This window comes from Mycobacterium seoulense, from assembly GCF_010731595.1.
GTDB classification, from domain to species: domain Bacteria; phylum Actinomycetota; class Actinomycetes; order Mycobacteriales; family Mycobacteriaceae; genus Mycobacterium; species Mycobacterium seoulense.
This window is the reverse complement of sequence record NZ_AP022582.1, coordinates 4,429,858-4,445,948: the sequence shown is the minus strand read 5'-3', so window position 1 is coordinate 4,445,948 and position 16,091 is coordinate 4,429,858. Positions and strand designations below refer to the sequence as shown.

The window sequence follows — 16,091 nt, the reverse complement described above, 5'->3', positions numbered from 1 at the left end:
CGGGCTAGCCATGGAGCGCTCCCTGATCGTTCGAGCCATGTAGTTCGTTAGACCTCTGAGCCAGCTCGAAGCTGTAGCGGATGTGCTGGTCATGTCCGTCCGGGACGACCGGAAAAATCAGTGGCGCCTCGAGGTATCGGATCGCATCCAAATGGCTGCCGACGTCCTCGACCGTCCACGACGACCGGCAGACGCCGGGACTCTCCGCGATGACTGCCCGCGCGACGCGACCCGCCAGCGCGATGAACAATTCACCGGTCACCGAACAGGATTCGTGCGCAAGCCAGCCCACGACGGGTGCGACGAGTTCCGGACCCATCGGCGGGTACGCCGAAGTATCGATGCCGGCGGCCATCCGCGTCACCGCGGCGGGCACGATCACATTGCACCGCACACCGTCTGCGGCGCCTTCGAGCGCCGCGACATTGGACAACCCGATCACGCCCGCCTTGGCGGCCGCGTAGTTGGCCACGCCCTGGTTTCCGTACAGGCCGCCGATCGACGACGTCAGCACGATGCGCCCGTATCCCGCCTCGCACATCAGCGGAAACGCCGGCCGCAGCACGTGGAACGCGCCACGCAAATGCACGCCGAGCACGGCGTCGAAGTCCTCGTAGCTCATCTCCTTCAGCGAGCCACGGCGGACGTTTCCGGCGTTGTGAATCAAGATGTCGATGCCGCCGTAGTGCTCGAGCGCGGTCCGGATGATCGCCTCGCCGCCTTCGCGGGTCGCCACCGACGCGCCACACGCGACAGCCTGGCCCCCGGCCGCCGTGATCTCGCCGACCACCTCCTCGGCCGGACCGGCATCGGCCCCTTCGCCGTCGATCCCGCCGCCGGCGTCGTTGACGACCACCTTCGCCCCGCGCGAGGCCAGCAGTCGCGCGTACGCACGGCCCAATCCGCGGCCGGCTCCCGTCACCACGGCAACGCGGTCGTCGAATCGCAGTAGCGCTGAGTGGGCTTCGCTCAAGTGCCGAGCACCAACCCTTCCAGCTCGCCCCTGTCGCGCCACACCTGCAACAACTCTTCGAAGGCGTAGAAGCCGGGACCGTAGGGCTCGCCCAGGTGCGACCGGATTCCTTCTCCCCCGCCGCCGCCTTCGTTGTTGTAATAGCCCGGCGTGCACTGGGCGTCGAACGCCGAATTGTCGACCGCGGTTTCCCGGATCGTCGAGCACCACTGTCGCTGCGCCGCCTCGCTCGGCTCCACCGTGGTCGCGCCCCGTCTCAACGCTTCGGCGATGATGTAGGCGATGTGCTCGCCTTGCAGCTCATAGTTGGCGGCGATGTTCGCAGAAATGCCGACCTGGGTGAAACCGGTATAGAACTGGTTCGGGAAGCCACGGCTGGTCATCCCGTGCAGCGTCTGGTATCCGTCGTGCCAGTAGTCGAACAGGGACAGTCCGTCGCGGCCTTCGATCGTCTCTATCGAGTAGCGGCGGCTGATCTCGGTGGTGATCTCGAAGCCACTGGCGTAGATGATGCAGTCGACCTCGTACTCGACACCGTTTGCGACCAAACCCTTTTCGGTGGCCCGCTCGACGCCCTTGCTCGAGGACACGTCGACCAGTGTCACATTCGGACGGTTGAAACTCGCCAGATAATCGTCGTTGGAGCAGGGGCGCTTACACAGGAAGCGGTAATAAGGCTTGAGCGCTTCGGCGGTCGCCTCATCGTTGATCAGGCTGTCGATGCGGCGCCGGAGCCGCTCCATGATCTTGTAGTCCTCTTCCTCCCGGATCGCCATGAACTGCTCGGGGGTCAGCGACGCGGGGTCGTCCAGGGCGAGTACCCGTGCCGCGGTGTTGCGCCCGAGCTCGGTCCAGAAGTCGCACACCAGATCCGGCTGGCCCAGTGCCATGCCCTCGAACGTCCACGAGTGGAAGTTGCGCTGGCGCTCCCGCTGCCAGCCCGGCCGCAGCGTCTTGACCCATTCCGGATCGGTCGGTTTGTTGTTGCGCGCGTCGACGGTCGAAGGGGTGCGCTGGAACACGTAGAGATGTCGGGCGTCGCGCGCGAGGAAGGGCACGATCTGGATACCCGTGGCACCCGTGCCGACCACCGCGACGCGCTTGTCCGCCAGCTTGTGCAACCCCCCGGTGGCGTCGCCTCCGGTGTAGTCATAATCCCACCGCGACGAATGAAAGCTGTGTCCGCCATACACTTTGATGTCCGGGATGCCGGGCAATTTCGGCCGGTGGAAGGGCCCCGACGCCAGCACCACGAACCGGGCGCGGATGTCGTCGTCGCGGTTGGTGCTGATCCGCCAGCGCTTGATCTCCTGGTCCCAGCGCAGCTCGCGCACCTGAGTGGAGAAGATCGCAGAGTCGTAGAGGCCGAAATGCTTGCCGATGTTGCGGCAGTGCTGGTAGATCTCCGCACCGTCGGCGAACTTCTTCGACGGCATGAAATCGAGCTCTTCGAGAAGCGGTATATAGCAGTAGGATTCGTTGTCGCATTGGATGCCGGGATACCGGTTCCAATACCAGACGCCGCCGAAGTCGCCGCCGAGCTCGATGATCCGCACATCATCGACGCCCGCCTTCTTCAGGTGGGCCGCCGACAGCAGGCCGCCGAAGCCGCCGCCGAGTACCGCGACGTCGATGTCCTCGTTGATCGGTTCTCGAGGTATCACCGGCGTATACGGGTCGACCTCGTAGTAGCCGGCGAAATCGTCCTCGAGCTCGATGTACTGTTTGGAACCCTCTTTGCGCAGGCGCTTCTCGCGTTCCTGCCGGTACTTCTCACGCAGCGCCTCGATGTCGATGTCATCGGGCGTCTGCGTCGGTCCGCACTCGTCTGGGTACCCGGTCATGCCAGCGGGGGCTCCTCACCACAAAGTTCTCGGGGCTCACCGACACCCATGTATTTCGACAGTTGATGGTGCAGATTGACGGTGCTGCGCTCGCGGTACGGATTGGGCTTGGTTCCCGGGAAGCCGAGGGACTTCATGCCCTGCTGCACGGCGGCCATGTTGGAAAAGTCCTGCGGTAGTACCGACCGCCACCTGGGGTCACCTACCGGCGTGTACTCCCACTCTGTCTGTGGTTCTTCACCTTTCGGGTAGAGCTCGAAGACCGAAACCTCGAAGATGCACTTGTCCGGGTTGTAGCCAGGGTCCGGACGTGCGCTGTAGCACAGCGCCACCGTCAAACCTTGACCGATCTGGAAGTTCGGGAAGATCTGCCACGCGGTGCCCGCCTGGCCGAGGATGTCGGACGGAATCGTCGGCCAGATCACGCCGCGGGCTTCGTCGTCGCGGCGCGCGGATGCCAGCCAGTGCTCGAGGACCTTGTCGGCCGGTGTGCCCTCGGGCAGTTCGTCGACCAACCGCTTGGCGGCGTTCACCAGTGTCTCTGTGGTGGAGGTGTTGGTTTCCTCCATCGTGTAGATCTGCATCTGCGCGGTTGACACGCGGGGATCGGCGCCGGTTCCGAGACGGATCTTGGACTTGGTCGCCGCGAGATCGTCCGGGGCGTCATAACCGATGTTGCTGTGCCTGCCCTGCACCTTGGCCCAGCCCTTGAATTCGCCGAACTTATTGAACTCGGGGTGCGTGGTGTAGACGTGGTAGGTCTCGTTGAAGGCCTCCAGGGCGACCTTCCAGTTGCAGTCGAAGGACAGCCACTTGCGCCATTTGTAGCGCATGTTCTCCAGGCCGAACGGGTCGAGGATCTTCGCGGCGGGGAACAGGTAATCGGCCAGCGGTTCGCAGTCGGGGTCCATGTTGATCCACAACCAGCCGCCCCAGGTGTCGACCCTGACCGGTCGGAGGTGGGTGTTGTCCGGTGTGAGCGCCTCCTGCCAGTCCTGTTGTTCGCGGATGTGAGTGCATGCGCCGTCCAAACCGTAAGTCCAGCCGTGGAATCCGCAGACGAACGACTTTCGGGTGCGCCCGCAGGCATTCTTGGCGCCCTCGGGTGTGTCGATCAGCCGGCGGCCGCGGTGCATGCACACGTTGTGGTGCGCGTGAAACTCGTGATCGCCGGTGCGCACCACGATGATCGAGTCGTCGAGAATGTCGTAAGTCAGGTAACTGCCGACGTCGGGCAACTCCTCGACGCGGCCGACCTGCTGCCAGACCCTGCGCCACAGCTTGTCCCGCTCGGCGCGGGCGTAGTCCTCGGAGATGTAGGCCTCGACGCCGATCGTCATCGGTTTCGACAGTTCCTCGGCCGCTGCGGTATTCACGCCCTTGGCCAGATCGGTCATCACATCCTCCTGATCGCCGTGCGGAAGGATTCGTCATGCAAGAACAGCGACGTGTTGTCGGGTCCGAGGTGGCTCCACTTGAGGTCCAGGCCGCCGTCGACGAGCAGCGTCTGGCCGGTGATGTAGCTCGACATCTCCGAGAGCAGGAAGAGGACGGCGCCGGCCTGCTCCTCGGGTCGCCCACGCCGTCCCATCGCGATCGCCTGCCGGTCCCGCTCGGGGTCCTCGCCCACGTAGGTCCGCGAGGCGGCCGTCTCGGTGACGCCGGGCGCCACGGCATTGACCCGGATTCCCGCCAGCGCCAACTCGAGGGCCATGGTCCGGGTCATCGCCGCGATCGCCGCCTTGGCCGTCCCGTAGGCGATGTGAAACGGCGCGGTGTTCATGCCGCTGATCGAGGAGATCGACACGATCGATCCCGGCTGTCCCTGCGCGACGAGTTCACTCGCCACGGCCTGGCTCATGAAGAACGCCGTTTCGAGGTTGTCGGCGAAGATCTTGCGCCAGTCGCTGCGCGTCACCCGGGTCGACGGCATCCAGGTGGACGGCTCGGCACCGCCGGCGACGTTGACGAGACCGTAGAGGGTGCCCTCGGCCCGTCGCGCCTGGTCGATCACCGCGGCGATGCCCTCGTCGGTTGATGCGTCGGCCGCGACCGCCACCACGGCCAGCCCCTGCCCTGCCAGCGGAGCGATGTGCTCGTCGAGGTTGTCCTTCGACCGGCTCACCGCGATCACCGTGGCTCCGGCCCGGGCGGTCATGGCGGCAACTGTCGTGCCGATGCCGCCCCCGCCGGCGCCGGAAACGACCACGACGCGACCGTCGAGCGCGAGGAGATCGTCCATGACCTGCTTTCCCTGCCTCGAACGTGGTCGACGTTCGAGACCTACTCTCCGCTTTGTCCGGACAAAATATCTCATTCTGCCGTTTGGAGAACACTATTCCGATCGGTGGAGTTCGCTGTCAAGGTCCATCCGCGTGGCTTTCGTAGCTATTGTCTGGACTAGTAGGAGTTGATAACGTCCAGCCCAACCGGCTGACGGAAGGACCTCGGCGAGCATGTCCATTTCGCGGGCCATCTCCACGCAGCCCTCGCGGTACGCCCCATCGAATGGGGCGCCCCCGATCGATGTCGCACCGGGCTGGGACCTCGAGCGGGTCACCGCGCCCAGTCGCCTGTTCGGCGCCAACGGTTTGCGCACCGGCCCGGACGGTCGCATCTACATCGCCCAGGTGACCGGCAGCCAGATCAGCGCGCTGGATCCCCGCACCGGTGAACTGGTGACGACCAGCCCCAGGGGCGGCGACATCGTGGCGCCCGACGACATCGCGTTCGACGCGAGCGGCAACCTGTACGCCACCGAGGTGATGGACGGCCGGGTCAGCGTGCTCGACACCAGCGGTCGAACGAAGGTGTTGCGCGACGACGTTCCGTCGGCCAACGGCATCACCTTCCATCAAGGCCGGTTGTTCGTCGGCGAATGCCGTGAGGGTGGCCGGCTGATGGAATTCCACCTGGCGGGCGGGCCACCAACGGTGCTCGTGGAGAACGTGCCTTCACCGAACGCGATGGAAGTCGGGCCGGACGGCCTGTTGTACTTCCCGGTGATGGGCGCCAACGAGATTTGGCGCGTCGACCCGGACGGCGGAGACCCGCAGCGTGTCGCGGGCGACCTCGGTGTGCCCGACTCGGTCAAATTCGACGCGCAGGGCTACATCGTCTCGACGCAAGTGGCAAGCGGGCAGGTACTGCGCATCGACCCTCGCAGTGGCGAACGGCGGGTGCTCGCCCAGTTGAATCCGGGGCTGGACAATTGCACTTTCGTCGGCGATCAGCTGTTCGTCTCCAACTTCACCGGCGAGATCACCCAGTTATCGCCGGACGGCACCGCGCGATCCGTGTTGGCGGGCGGACTCAACTGGCCGATGGACCTGGCGGTCGGCCACGACGGGCGGCTCTACGTCGCCGACGGCACGTACTTCTACGTCGCGCTGCCTGATGGCTCCCTGCACACCGCTGGAATGCTGTTCAGCCCCGGCTATCCGGGATTCCTGCGCGGCGTCGCGACGAGCGGACCCGGAGAGTTCATCGTCACGACCTCCGGTGGTCAGGTGAGCCGCTACCGGCCGGAGGCGAGCGAAAGCGACGTGCTGGCGGACGGTTTCGACCAGCTCTACGGTGTCGCCGTGAGTCCCGGCGGTGTGGTCGTCGCGGAGTTGGGCACCGGAAGGGTGTTGTCGCTGAAGTCGGGCGGGTTCGAGGTGCTGGCGCGCGATCTGTGTGAGCCGGTCGGCGTGGCGATCGATGCCGACGGGGCGTGTCTGGTCGCCGAGGCCGGAGCCGGACGGGTGATCCGGGTGCACCGGTCGGGGGCCGACACGGTTGTCCCGGATCTGCACCGCCCGCAAGGCATTCTGGTCCACGGCGGCGTGCTCTACATCGTGGACGCCGGCGCCAAGGAGCTGATCGGTTTCGATCTGACCAGCAATACGCGCCACACGATCGCGTCCGGGCTGCCGGTCGGTCCCCCGCCGGGTGTGACGCCGAAGCCGCTGCGCGGGATGCCACCGTTCTCCGGACCGCAGGGCCCCTTCGCCGGCATCGCCGCCGCGGCCGACGGGACGCTGTACGTCTCGGCCGACGGCGAGGGCAGCGTGCTGGCCCTGCGCCCGACACGGGACGGCGGCTGATGGCGCCGGCCATCGCGGGCGATCACCGCTACCTGCAGATTGCGCGCACCCTGCGTAAGGAGATCGTCGACGGGGTTTATCCGGTGGGCTCGCAGCTGCCGACCGAGCACCAGCTGTGCGAGCGCTTCGCGGTGAGCCGCTACACCGTCCGCGAGGCGCTGCGCCGGCTGCGCGAAGACAACCTGGTCGCGTCCCGGCCGCGGGCGGGCACCCGGGTGGTGCCCCGGCCGGCGTCGAGTTCCTATGCCCAAGATGCGATGTCGATTGACGACCTGCTGGCGTTCGCGGCCGGCGCGCAGCTGACGATCGAATCCAACGCGATGGTGACGATCGACGACGACCTGGCCGCACGGACCGGGCTCGAGGTCGGCACCCAGTGGCTGTCGGTCCGCGGCTACCGGCAAGCCGACGGCGCGTCGGTGCCGATATGCCGAACGGAGTACTACATCAGCCGGAGTTTCGCCGCGGTCGGCAGGCTGCTGCAACGCCATGCCGGTCCGATATTTCCGTTGATCGAGGATCTGTTCGGGGTGAGCGTCGCCCAGTTGCACCAGGAGATCGCCGCCGTCCTGCTCTCGCCGGAGCTTGCCGACGGCCTCGGCGCCCAACCGGGGACGGCCGCGCTGCAGATGCGGCGCACCTACACGACCTCCGACGGCGAGGTGGCCCAGGTGACGATCAACACCCACCTGTCGTCGGGGTTTCGGTACGCGATGACCATGCGTCGCGTGGACGGGCAAGGCCACCCGAGATGAGGTCGTGGTGATCACCCGGGCACCGCAGGACACGGCCCATGCGTCGGACGCGTATCGGCGCGGGCTGTGGGTGCACACCACGCTGGCGGATTCGCTGCGCACGGCCGCAGAGCGGTCGCCCGGGCGGACCCTCGTGGTCGACAAGGAATTCCGGCTGGATTGCGCCACGCTGTACGCACAGGCCGGCGCGCTGGCCACCGCTTTGGTGGCGCGGATGCCGGCGGGCAGCGTCGTGTCGTTCATGCTGCCGAACTGGCACGAATCCGCCGTCATCTATCTGGCTGCGACACTGGCCGGAATGGTGGTGAACCCGATCCTGCCGTCGCTGCGCGACCACGACCTGCGCTTCATTCTCGAAGACGCCGATACCGCAATGATTTTCGTTCCGCAGCAATACGGCGGGCACGACTACGCGGCGATGCTCGAACGCGTGACGGCCGCGATGAGCCCGGCGCCGGCGGTGGTGGTGCTGCGCGGCCCTGAAACCAGGCAAGCCGATTCGCACATACCCTACCGGGCCCTGCTGCAGCCGCCGCCGGACGCCGCGCCGCTTCCGGCGTTGGATCCCGACTCCGTGCGGATGATCCTCTACACATCCGGCACCACCAGCCGCCCGAAAGGGATTCTGCACACGCATAATTCGATACACGCCCTGATCTGTCAGCTCCGTGACCACTGGATGATCGCCCCGGGCGACACGTTCCTGGTCCCGTCGCCGGTCGCCCATATCGGCGGCTCGATATACGCGTTCGAGTGCCCGCTGTTGTTGGGCACCACCGCGGTGCTCATGGACCGATGGGAGGCGTCGGAGGCGGTCGCATTGATGAACTCCGAACGGTGCACCCACATGGCCGGGGCCACACCGTTTCTGCAGCAGCTGCTGTCCGCTGCCGAGCGCGCCGCCACCCGTCTGCCCAACTTGAAGGTGTTCATCTGCGGCGGCGCGTCGGTATCGCCGTCGCTGATCCGCCGCGCCGCGAAGTATTTCGAGCATGCGGTGGTCACCCGCGTCTACGGCTGCACCGAAGTGCCCGTCGCGACCGTCGGCGCACCGCGGCCGGACGAAGCCAGTTCCGCGGCGGACACCGACGGCAGGCCGGGAATCGCCGAGATCAAGCTCGTCGCGCACGACGCCGCCCCCGCCGGGGACGCAGAGATCTGTGTGCGCGGCCCCCAGATGCTGCTGGGTTACCGTCACCCCGAGGACGGCGCCGACTCTTTCGACGCCGCAGGCTTTTTCCGCACCGGCGACCTGGGGCGCTGGGTCGATGGCCAGTACCTCGTCGTGACCGGCCGGGCCAAGGACGTCATCATCCGCAGTGGCGAGAACATCTCGGCCAAGGAGGTCGAGGACCTGCTGGCCGACCATCCGGACATCGCCGAAATCGCGGTCGTCGGCCTGCCCGACGAGCGCACCGGAGAGCGGGCCTGTGCCGTGATCGTCCCCGCGGGTGCGGCGAGCCCGGACGTCGCGAGCCTGCTTGCGCTGCTGGTGAGCAAGGGCGTTGCCAAATTCAAGGCACCCGAACAGGTCGTGATCTGGGATGCCCTGCCGAAGAATGACGCGGGCAAGGTACTCAAACATCGGATCCGAGCGGCTTTAACACCGGCGCAGACACGGGATGGGTGATATGCAGGTCGCAATCGTCACGGGAGCGAGCAGCGGTATCGGCTTGGGATGCGCCGCCAAGCTCGCCGAGATGGGCATGGCGGTCGTGGGCACGGGCCGCGACCGCGATCGGCTGGCCGAGCTGGAAAAGGTCATCAACGATCCGGATCGCGTTGCGACACTTGCGGTAGACCTGACCGACGACGACGCGCCGCGACGCATCGTGGACCTCGCGGTCGATCGATGGGGTCACATCGACTTCCTGATCAACAACGCCGGGGTGGGCAGCCCCAAGCCGCTGCACGAAACCGACGACGAGACCCTCGACTACTTCCTGGATTTGATGCTGCGGGCACCGTTTCGGCTCGCGCGCGAGGTGCTGCCCCACATGGCGCCCGGGTCGGCAATCATCAATGTCACATCGACTTTCGCGGTGATCGGTGGCCTGCGCGGCGGCGCCTACTCCGCCGCCAAGGGCGGGCTGACCGCGCTGACCACGCACATCGCCTGCCAGTACGGCGCGTCCGGAATCCGCTGCAACGCCGTCGCGCCGGGGGTGACGGTCACGCCGATGGTCGAGAAGCGCTTGCAGGATGAGCGATTCCGCAAGATCAACACCGAGATGACCCCGCATCAGCGGTTGGGCCGCATCGACGACATCGCCAGCACCGTCGCCTTCCTGTGTTCGCCGGGCGGAAGTTTCATCAACGGCCAAACGATCGTCGTCGACGGCGGATGGAGTTCGACGAAGTATCTGTCGGAGTTCGCGTTGACGTCGGAGTGGATCGCGCGGTGAATCTGCCAAGGAGGTCGCAATGAAGTGTCGTGCCGCAGTGCTGCGCGGGGTCGGTGAGGACTGGGAGGTCCGCGAGGTCGATCTCGATCCGCCCCACGCCGGTGAAGTCCTGGTACGGATGGCCGTTGCCGGCATCTGCCACTCCGACGATCACCTCGTCACCGGCGACGTGTTGCCCACCCCCGAGGTGCGGGCCTCCACCGGTATCCCTGAGCCGGACTGGTTCCCGATGCTCGGTGGGCACGAGGGCGCGGGTGTCATCGAAGAGATCGGGCCGGGCGTCACGACGGTGCAGCCCGGGGACCGCGTCGCGATGTCGTTCATTCCCGCGTGCGGCAATTGCCGGTTCTGCGTGAACGGTCAGAGCTACATCTGTGACGCCGGCGCGAGTTTGTTCTCGAGGGAGATGCCCACCGACGGAACGTGCCGGCGGCATCTCGGCGACGAAAACCTGATGGCTTACGGTCAACTCGGCACATTCGCCGAATATGCGGTGCTGACGGAAAGGTCCGTCATCAAGATCGACGACGCGATCCCCTTTCACGCCGCCTCACTCGTGTCGTGCGGAGTCAGCACCGGCTGGGGCTCCGCAACGATTTCGGCGGGCACCGAGCCCGGTGACACGGTCGTCGTCATCGGTACCGGTGGTGTCGGAATGAATGCGCTGCAAGGGGCCCGCGCGGCCGGCGCAACCTATGTCGTTGCAGTGGATCCGGTTGATTCCAAGCGGGATTCGGCCAAGATCTTCGGCGCCACACACAGTGCCGTCTCCGCCGAGGAGTCGATACCGCTGGTGGCCGACATCACCGCCGGCGTGATGGCCGACCGCGTCATCGTGACCGCCGGCGTTGTGCACGTGGACTTGATCCCGTTGGCCATGAGGCTGCTTCGCAAGGGCGGGACATGCGTGGTCACCGGCATCACCCCCTATACCGAGCCTGTGGTTCCGCTGATCTTGCAGGAGATGGTGCTGTCCTCCAAACAACTCAAGGGAGCGCTCTACGGCGGGATGAATCCGCGCACGAGCGTGCCGTTGCTGTTGTCGATGTATCAGGCGGGCGCATTGAAACTCGACGAGCTGGTCACCCGCCACTACCGGCTGGAGCAGATCAACGAGGCGTTCGTGGACCTGCGTGAGGGCCGCAACATTCGCGGAATCATCGACTTCGCGGACCGGTGAAGCTCGGGGTGGAAGCCGCGCCGCTCATCCGTCCTCGAAGCGGCGGCGGATACCGGCCAGCATCGCAACGTGCGCCTTGACCGCTTCGCGTGTGGTGATCCGGGCCAGCGGCCGGGGCGCGGCTATCCGGATGCGTTCGGTGACCCGCGTGCCCGCCGGGATGGGCTCGAAGCTGACCGTCCCGCGCAGGTGGACCCCCGGGGACTGGTCGGCCTCGGTCAGCACGTCACCGGACACCGGCACCCACACCCTCGCCCGGTAGGTGTTGTTGAGGGTGAACGGCCCCAACGGGATCCGGTCCCGCACGCGGTAGCTGTGGACGACACCGTCCGGGGTTTGGCTGTGTGACAACGACTCCACGGACACGATCAGTGGGTGGACGAGTTTGATGTTGCCCAGGTCCACATAGAAGTCGCGGACCTCTGCCGGGGGTGCGGGCACGTCCTCGGTCAGCGTGTGTTCGGCGTGGGCGAGCCACCAGCTCATGCGGAGAACTCCGCGAGCAGCTGGCCCGTGCGCCACCAGACCAGCACGGCGAACACCATCGAAACGATGACCGTCACCGCGGCCTGGATCGCGTTGCGGCGCTCCCTTGGCGGATAAACGTAGGCCGCGGCGACCAGCGCACCAGTGACCAACCCACCCAGGTGCGCCTGCCAGCTGATGCGTTGCGAACTGATCAACGGCACCAGGAAGGTGAAGACCAGGTTGATCGCGATCACCGCCACCACCCAGCGGATGTCGAAGGCCAGCCGCTTGCCTACCACGAAGGTGGCGCCGAACAAACCGAAGATGGCACCCGAGGCGCCCGCCGTCGCCGTGTCGAGCGGCGAAATCAGATAGACCAACACCGAACCGCCCAGCCCGCTCAGTGCGTAGAGCGCGCCGAAACGCAGGCGGCCCAACCACATTTCGAGTGGCGGACCGACCACATACAGGGCCCACATGTTGAAGAGCAGATGCGTCGCCCCGTAATGCAGGAACGCCGACGTCACCAAGCGGTAGAACTGGCCGTCGGCGACCGCCGGCGGCCACAGCGCGAGTTGCTTCTCCAGATTCCCCGAGGCCATCTGCAGCACGAAGGCCAGCACGTTGATCGCGATCAGGGCGTAGGTGAGCACCGGCGTGTCCGTGCGCTGGCGCCCGCCGAAGCGGGTCCGCGGTTGCCGGATGGTCCGGGCGCCCGCCCGCACGCACTCCACGCACTGCTGACCGACCGCGGCGCTGCGCATGCAGTCCCCGCAGATGTAGCGCTCACAACGGTTGCAGCGGACGTACGTCGGCCGGCCCGGATGCCGATAGCAACTCGGGGCGGCGGGCGGCGAATCGGGTGGGCTCGGTGCGCTCATCGCCCCATTCTCGCCCGCACCGCCGGGCCCGGCGCGGCGCTTTAGCAAAGCTGTTTTGCGGCTGATCGGTCGCCTACTGTGGTGGGGGTGAGCGAGCCGGGAATGGTCGAGCGCTATCTGGAGTGCCTGGCCGCGCACGACTGGGACGGTCTTGCCGCAACGATCGCCGACGAAGGCCTGGTGCGGGAGGGCCCGTTCTGCGACGTCGTCGAGGGCAAGCAGCACTATGTCGCCTACCTGCGCAAGGTCCTGACCAATTTGGCCGGCCACCGGCTGGAGGTGCAGCGGGTTTCACACGTGAACACCCGGCTGTCCTACGTCGAGCTGACCGAGGCGTTCGAGATCGACGGGGTCACCAAGGTCTGGCCGGAGTGCATCCTGTTCGAGGGCGCCGACGACGGCCGGATCTCTCGCGTCAGCGTGTTCTTCAAGCAGCCTGGGGCGCAGTGACGCCCGGGGTCGCCCGGAAACTATTCCCTCACCCGCGAGTTTGACCTAGCGTGTGATGGGTGGAATCAAACGGAACCCCGGAATTGGTGCCCGTCGAAACATTGCACTCAGGTGATCCCATCATGGATTGCGGCCAGCGGTACATAGTCCTGGAATCGAAGACCGTCGGCGACAGTTGCGTCGTCCTCGAGCTCGAGTCCAGGGTGGACCACCAGCTGCAGGTCATCGAGAAGTCGTTCCCGGCGGGCTACCACGTCAACAGGGCGAACCACCGAATTTTATAGCCCGAATTCACTCAGCCGAATATTGCGCGCGTAGCCGTTGTACGGCTACCGCGCATTCGTGTTATTCGGGGCCGCAAAAGCCAAATGCGCTTCGACCCGATTTAGCCGCCGCGCGGCGGACGCGGGTCGTTCGGGTCGTCGGGATCGGGCTCGCCGAACCACCGCGACGGGGCGCGCTCGCCGTATGCGTCGTGCCATTCCCACCACTCGTACGGCGGGGTCTGCGGGTACCCGTCCGGCGAGTCCTCCCAATTCTCCTGGCGCCCGAGCGCGGTCATGTCGAGGTAGCTCCAGGTGTTGCCCAGCGCTTCGTCGCCGCGGTTGTTGATGAAATACGTCCGGTACACGCGCTCACCGTCGTGAATGAAGGCGTTGGTGCCGTGCCATTGGTCCACGCCGAAATCGGCGTCGAAATCGTCGGTCAGCGTGAACCAGGGCACCTGCCAACCCATTCGCGCCTTCAGCCGCGCGATGTCGGGCTGGGCCGCCCGCGAGGCGAACACCAGGGTGGTGTCGCGGGCGTTCAGGTGGGCGAGGTGCCCGACGTGGTCGGCGATCATCGAGCAGCCGCGGCAGGCGTGGTCGGGCCAGCCGTCCACGCCCGGCGAGAAGAAGGCGCGGTACACGATCAGCTGACGCCGGCCCGCGAACAGCTCCAGCAGGTTCACCCTGCCCCCGGGCCCCTCGAACGCGTACTCCTTGTCGACGGCCAGCCACGGCATCCGGCGCCGCGCTGCCGCGAGGGCATCGTGGGCTCGCATCACCTCCTTCTCCTTCACCAGCAGCCGTTCGCGCGCGGCGGCCCAGTCCTGGGCCGACACGATGGGTGGTGTCTTCATGGCGTTGTCCTCCTTATGGTTTCGCTGACTTCAGGCCACCGCCGACAGGCCCGTCGAGGTGAGCAGGTAGGCCTCGCCGCCGTCGGGCTCACCCTCGGCGATCGCCAGGACCGACCGGCCGACCTGTTCCGGGCTGAGCGCGGGCCCACTCGCCCGCACGAATGCCTCGACGTCGACCCCTTGCCGTTCGGCATACGCCGCGACGGCCCGGGCGCCGAGGTCGGTGGCCGGCGTCAGCCGGGGCAGGACGGACACGAAGCGGATCCCGAGCCCGGCCCGCAGCGATTCGACGGCCGCGTAGCTGGCGATGAACCTGACCGCCGCCTTCGCCCCCGCGTAGCCGCCACTGAGCGGCGACCCCGCCACGGCGGCGCCGCTGGACATCACGATCACCGAGCTGCCCGGCGCCAGCGGACGTCGCAGCGCGTGGCGGGACCAGTGAAAGGCTTGCGCCACATCCACATTCCAGTTCTGGCTGAAGCTGTCCCAGCTCTGCTCCTGCAGCGGGCTCATGTGGGGCGCCGCACCGGCGCTCAATACCAGGGTCTGCGGCCGGTATTCGTCGATGAGCCGCTGCGCCGTCGCGGGGTCGGCGGCGTCGGCGGCGACCGGGACGAAGCCGTCGCCCAGCTCGTCGCGCGCTGCGTCGAGACCGGATCGGGTGCGCGCGACACCGACCACCTGGGCGCCGGCCCCCGCCAGGGCGCCGGCGATCGCGCGGCCGAATCCGCGGCTCGCCCCGGTGACGATGGCCGTGGTGCCGGCCAGGCCGGCCGTGCTCTTGGGCTGGTTCATGTTCGTCCTCGCTCTCACTGGGGTGTGCGTTCACTAATTGAGATGCGTCGCGGTGCGCGGATTCATCGCTCGCGGACCGATGAATTTCCCCGGCCCGCCGTCTCTGTATTGGAGTAGCGTTCGGTCGCAGCCGAGACAGGAGAAGCCATGCCGGCGAGGGAGGATTTCATCGCGCAGGCAGCGCCGTTTCGCGCGGAGCTGATCGCGCACTGTTACCGCATGCTCGGGTCGGTGCACGATGCCGAGGACCTCGTCCAGGAGACCTACCTCAACGGCTGGCGCGGCTATCAGCGGTTCGAGGAACGCGCGGCATTGCGAACGTGGCTCTACCGCATCGCGACGACCGCATGCCTGCGGGCCCTGCAGAACCGGGGCCGCCGCGTCCTGCCGGCCGGGCTCGGCGACGGATCGGTCGACCCGGACGCCAGCCTCGACGCGGTCGGCGGCGCGCACGAGTGGCTGGAGCCCATCCCGGACTCGCTGATGCCGACACCGGAGGACGACGTCACCGCGCGGCAGAGCCTGCGGCTCGCCGTGATGACCGCCATGCAGGAGCTACCCGCCCGCCAGCGAGCGGTGCTCATCCTGCGCGACGTGGTCCAGTTCAGCGCCGCGGAGGTGGCCGAGCTGCTCGAGACGACGCCGGCCGCGGTCAACAGCTCACTGCAGCGCGCGCGGGCCCGCCTCGCCGAGATCTCCCCGGACGAGGAAGAACTGTCCGAGCCCGACGACGCCGCGCGCCGTGAACTGCTCGACCGTTACTGCGCGGCATTCGAAAACGCGGACATGGCCGCCCTCACGGCGCTGCTGCAAGCGGATGTGAAACTCGAAATGCCGCCCCTGCCTATCTGGTTCACCGGCCGCGAACCGGTCCTGCGGTTCCTGTCCGCGCGTGCGTTCGCCAAGCCGGGTGACATCGCGATGATCCCGACGTCCGCGAACGCACAACCGGCGGTCGCCGAGTACCGCCGGGCCGCCGACGGGACGATGCGGGCCCACTCCATCCACGTCCTCACCACAGGTCCCGACGGGGTCGCCACCGTCACGGTCTTCCTGGACCCCGGCCTGTTCGGCAAGTTCGGTTTCCCCTCCAGCCGGTAACCTGTGCGCAGGGGCAGCGACCGCACCT

General features: G+C 66.9%; 15 protein-coding genes and 1 pseudogene. 8 read left to right on the top strand and 8 right to left on the bottom strand.

The window, feature by feature from the left end; translation table 11 throughout:
* Positions 1–4: 4 nt before the first annotated feature.
* Genes G6N37_RS20600 through G6N37_RS20585 form a run of 4 tightly spaced genes read right to left on the bottom strand, consistent with a single transcriptional unit; the run spans position 5 to position 5,059 of the window.
* Positions 5–973, bottom strand: a complete 969-nt coding sequence (locus G6N37_RS20600; RefSeq protein WP_163683280.1) for an SDR family NAD(P)-dependent oxidoreductase — start codon at positions 971–973, stop codon at positions 5–7.
* On the bottom strand, positions 970–2,817 hold the full coding sequence (locus G6N37_RS20595) for a flavin-containing monooxygenase (RefSeq protein ID WP_163683279.1): 1,848 nt from the start codon (positions 2,815–2,817) through the stop codon (positions 970–972). Before G6N37_RS20595 ends, G6N37_RS20600 begins: the two co-directional genes overlap by 4 nt.
* Positions 2,814–4,214, bottom strand: a complete 1,401-nt coding sequence (locus G6N37_RS20590) for an aromatic ring-hydroxylating oxygenase subunit alpha (protein ID WP_163683278.1) — start codon at positions 4,212–4,214, stop codon at positions 2,814–2,816. The genes G6N37_RS20595 and G6N37_RS20590 overlap by 4 nt, the downstream gene beginning before the upstream one ends.
* Positions 4,214–5,059 carry an SDR family NAD(P)-dependent oxidoreductase gene (locus G6N37_RS20585; protein ID WP_163683277.1) on the bottom strand — a complete coding sequence of 282 codons (846 nt, stop codon included), beginning with the start codon at positions 5,057–5,059 and terminating at the stop codon, positions 4,214–4,216. The genes G6N37_RS20590 and G6N37_RS20585 overlap by 1 nt, the downstream gene beginning before the upstream one ends.
* Before the next feature lie 214 nt (positions 5,060–5,273).
* On the opposite strand from G6N37_RS20585, the gene G6N37_RS20580 reads away from it, so the two are divergent.
* The 5 genes from G6N37_RS20580 to G6N37_RS20560 are packed head-to-tail and all read left to right on the top strand — an operon-like array spanning position 5,274 to position 11,245.
* On the top strand, positions 5,274–6,905 hold the full coding sequence (locus tag G6N37_RS20580) for an SMP-30/gluconolactonase/LRE family protein (RefSeq protein ID WP_163683276.1): 1,632 nt from the start codon (positions 5,274–5,276) through the stop codon (positions 6,903–6,905).
* Entirely contained in the window at positions 6,905–7,660 is a 756-nt protein-coding gene (locus G6N37_RS20575) for a GntR family transcriptional regulator (RefSeq protein ID WP_163683275.1), read from the top strand. The genes G6N37_RS20580 and G6N37_RS20575 overlap by 1 nt, the downstream gene beginning before the upstream one ends.
* A gap of 10 nt (positions 7,661–7,670) precedes the next feature.
* A complete protein-coding gene (locus G6N37_RS20570) occupies positions 7,671–9,290 on the top strand; it encodes an AMP-binding protein (protein ID WP_372514731.1) in 1,620 nt (539 codons plus the stop codon).
* A complete protein-coding gene (locus tag G6N37_RS20565; protein WP_163683274.1) occupies positions 9,283–10,065 on the top strand; it encodes an SDR family NAD(P)-dependent oxidoreductase in 783 nt (260 codons plus the stop codon). Before G6N37_RS20570 ends, G6N37_RS20565 begins: the two co-directional genes overlap by 8 nt.
* 19 nt (positions 10,066–10,084) lie before the next feature.
* Positions 10,085–11,245 carry an NDMA-dependent alcohol dehydrogenase gene (locus G6N37_RS20560; RefSeq protein WP_264066772.1) on the top strand — a complete coding sequence of 387 codons (1,161 nt, stop codon included), beginning with the start codon at positions 10,085–10,087 and terminating at the stop codon, positions 11,243–11,245.
* A gap of 24 nt (positions 11,246–11,269) precedes the next feature.
* Here G6N37_RS20560 and G6N37_RS20555 read toward each other — a convergent pair whose 3' ends face one another.
* Positions 11,270–11,731, bottom strand: coding sequence for an SRPBCC family protein (locus tag G6N37_RS20555; RefSeq protein WP_163683272.1), 462 nt, complete (start codon positions 11,729–11,731; stop codon positions 11,270–11,272).
* On the bottom strand, positions 11,728–12,594 hold the full coding sequence (locus tag G6N37_RS20550; RefSeq protein ID WP_163683270.1) for a rhomboid family intramembrane serine protease: 867 nt from the start codon (positions 12,592–12,594) through the stop codon (positions 11,728–11,730). The genes G6N37_RS20555 and G6N37_RS20550 overlap by 4 nt, the downstream gene beginning before the upstream one ends.
* Before the next feature lie 102 nt (positions 12,595–12,696).
* Between G6N37_RS20550 and G6N37_RS20545 the strand changes: the two genes are divergently transcribed.
* On the top strand, positions 12,697–13,044 hold the full coding sequence (locus G6N37_RS20545; RefSeq protein ID WP_163685317.1) for a nuclear transport factor 2 family protein: 348 nt from the start codon (positions 12,697–12,699) through the stop codon (positions 13,042–13,044).
* Positions 13,045–13,103: 59 nt separating this feature from the next.
* Positions 13,104–13,328, top strand: coding sequence for a hypothetical protein (locus G6N37_RS20540; protein WP_174813859.1), 225 nt, complete (start codon positions 13,104–13,106; stop codon positions 13,326–13,328).
* A 101-nt stretch (positions 13,329–13,429) separates the two neighbouring features.
* Here the strand turns inward: G6N37_RS20540 and G6N37_RS20535 are convergent, their stop codons facing one another.
* Together G6N37_RS20535 and G6N37_RS20530 are read right to left on the bottom strand one after the other, a co-directional pair.
* Positions 13,430–14,167, bottom strand: coding sequence for a DUF899 domain-containing protein (locus G6N37_RS20535; protein WP_163683268.1), 738 nt, complete (start codon positions 14,165–14,167; stop codon positions 13,430–13,432).
* 30 nt (positions 14,168–14,197) lie between these two features.
* Positions 14,198–14,962, bottom strand: a complete 765-nt coding sequence (locus G6N37_RS20530; protein WP_163683266.1) for an SDR family oxidoreductase — start codon at positions 14,960–14,962, stop codon at positions 14,198–14,200.
* Positions 14,963–15,082: 120 nt separating this feature from the next.
* Here G6N37_RS20530 and G6N37_RS20525 point away from each other — a divergent pair.
* Positions 15,083–16,063: pseudogene (locus G6N37_RS20525) on the top strand (sigma-70 family RNA polymerase sigma factor); the annotation flags it as partial.
* Positions 16,064–16,091: the final 28 nt, after the last annotated feature.

Excerpts from the sequence above, each read along its gene's own strand:
- G6N37_RS20595 (WP_163683279.1), bottom strand. The coding sequence starts at position 2,817 with ATGACCGGGTACCCAGACGAGTGCGGACCGACGCAGACGCCCGATGAC.
- G6N37_RS20590 (WP_163683278.1), bottom strand. The coding sequence starts at position 4,214 with ATGACCGATCTGGCCAAGGGCGTGAATACCGCAGCGGCCGAGGAACTG.
- G6N37_RS20585 (WP_163683277.1), bottom strand. The coding sequence starts at position 5,059 with ATGGACGATCTCCTCGCGCTCGACGGTCGCGTCGTGGTCGTTTCCGGC.
- G6N37_RS20580 (WP_163683276.1), top strand. The coding sequence starts at position 5,274 with ATGTCCATTTCGCGGGCCATCTCCACGCAGCCCTCGCGGTACGCCCCA.
- G6N37_RS20575 (WP_163683275.1), top strand. The coding sequence starts at position 6,905 with ATGGCGCCGGCCATCGCGGGCGATCACCGCTACCTGCAGATTGCGCGC.
- G6N37_RS20565 (WP_163683274.1), top strand. The coding sequence starts at position 9,283 with ATGGGTGATATGCAGGTCGCAATCGTCACGGGAGCGAGCAGCGGTATC.
- G6N37_RS20560 (WP_264066772.1), top strand. The coding sequence starts at position 10,085 with ATGAAGTGTCGTGCCGCAGTGCTGCGCGGGGTCGGTGAGGACTGGGAG.
- G6N37_RS20555 (WP_163683272.1), bottom strand. The coding sequence starts at position 11,731 with ATGAGCTGGTGGCTCGCCCACGCCGAACACACGCTGACCGAGGACGTG.
- G6N37_RS20550 (WP_163683270.1), bottom strand. The coding sequence starts at position 12,594 with ATGAGCGCACCGAGCCCACCCGATTCGCCGCCCGCCGCCCCGAGTTGC.
- G6N37_RS20545 (WP_163685317.1), top strand. The coding sequence starts at position 12,697 with ATGGTCGAGCGCTATCTGGAGTGCCTGGCCGCGCACGACTGGGACGGT.
- G6N37_RS20535 (WP_163683268.1), bottom strand. The coding sequence starts at position 14,167 with ATGAAGACACCACCCATCGTGTCGGCCCAGGACTGGGCCGCCGCGCGC.
- G6N37_RS20530 (WP_163683266.1), bottom strand. The coding sequence starts at position 14,962 with ATGAACCAGCCCAAGAGCACGGCCGGCCTGGCCGGCACCACGGCCATC.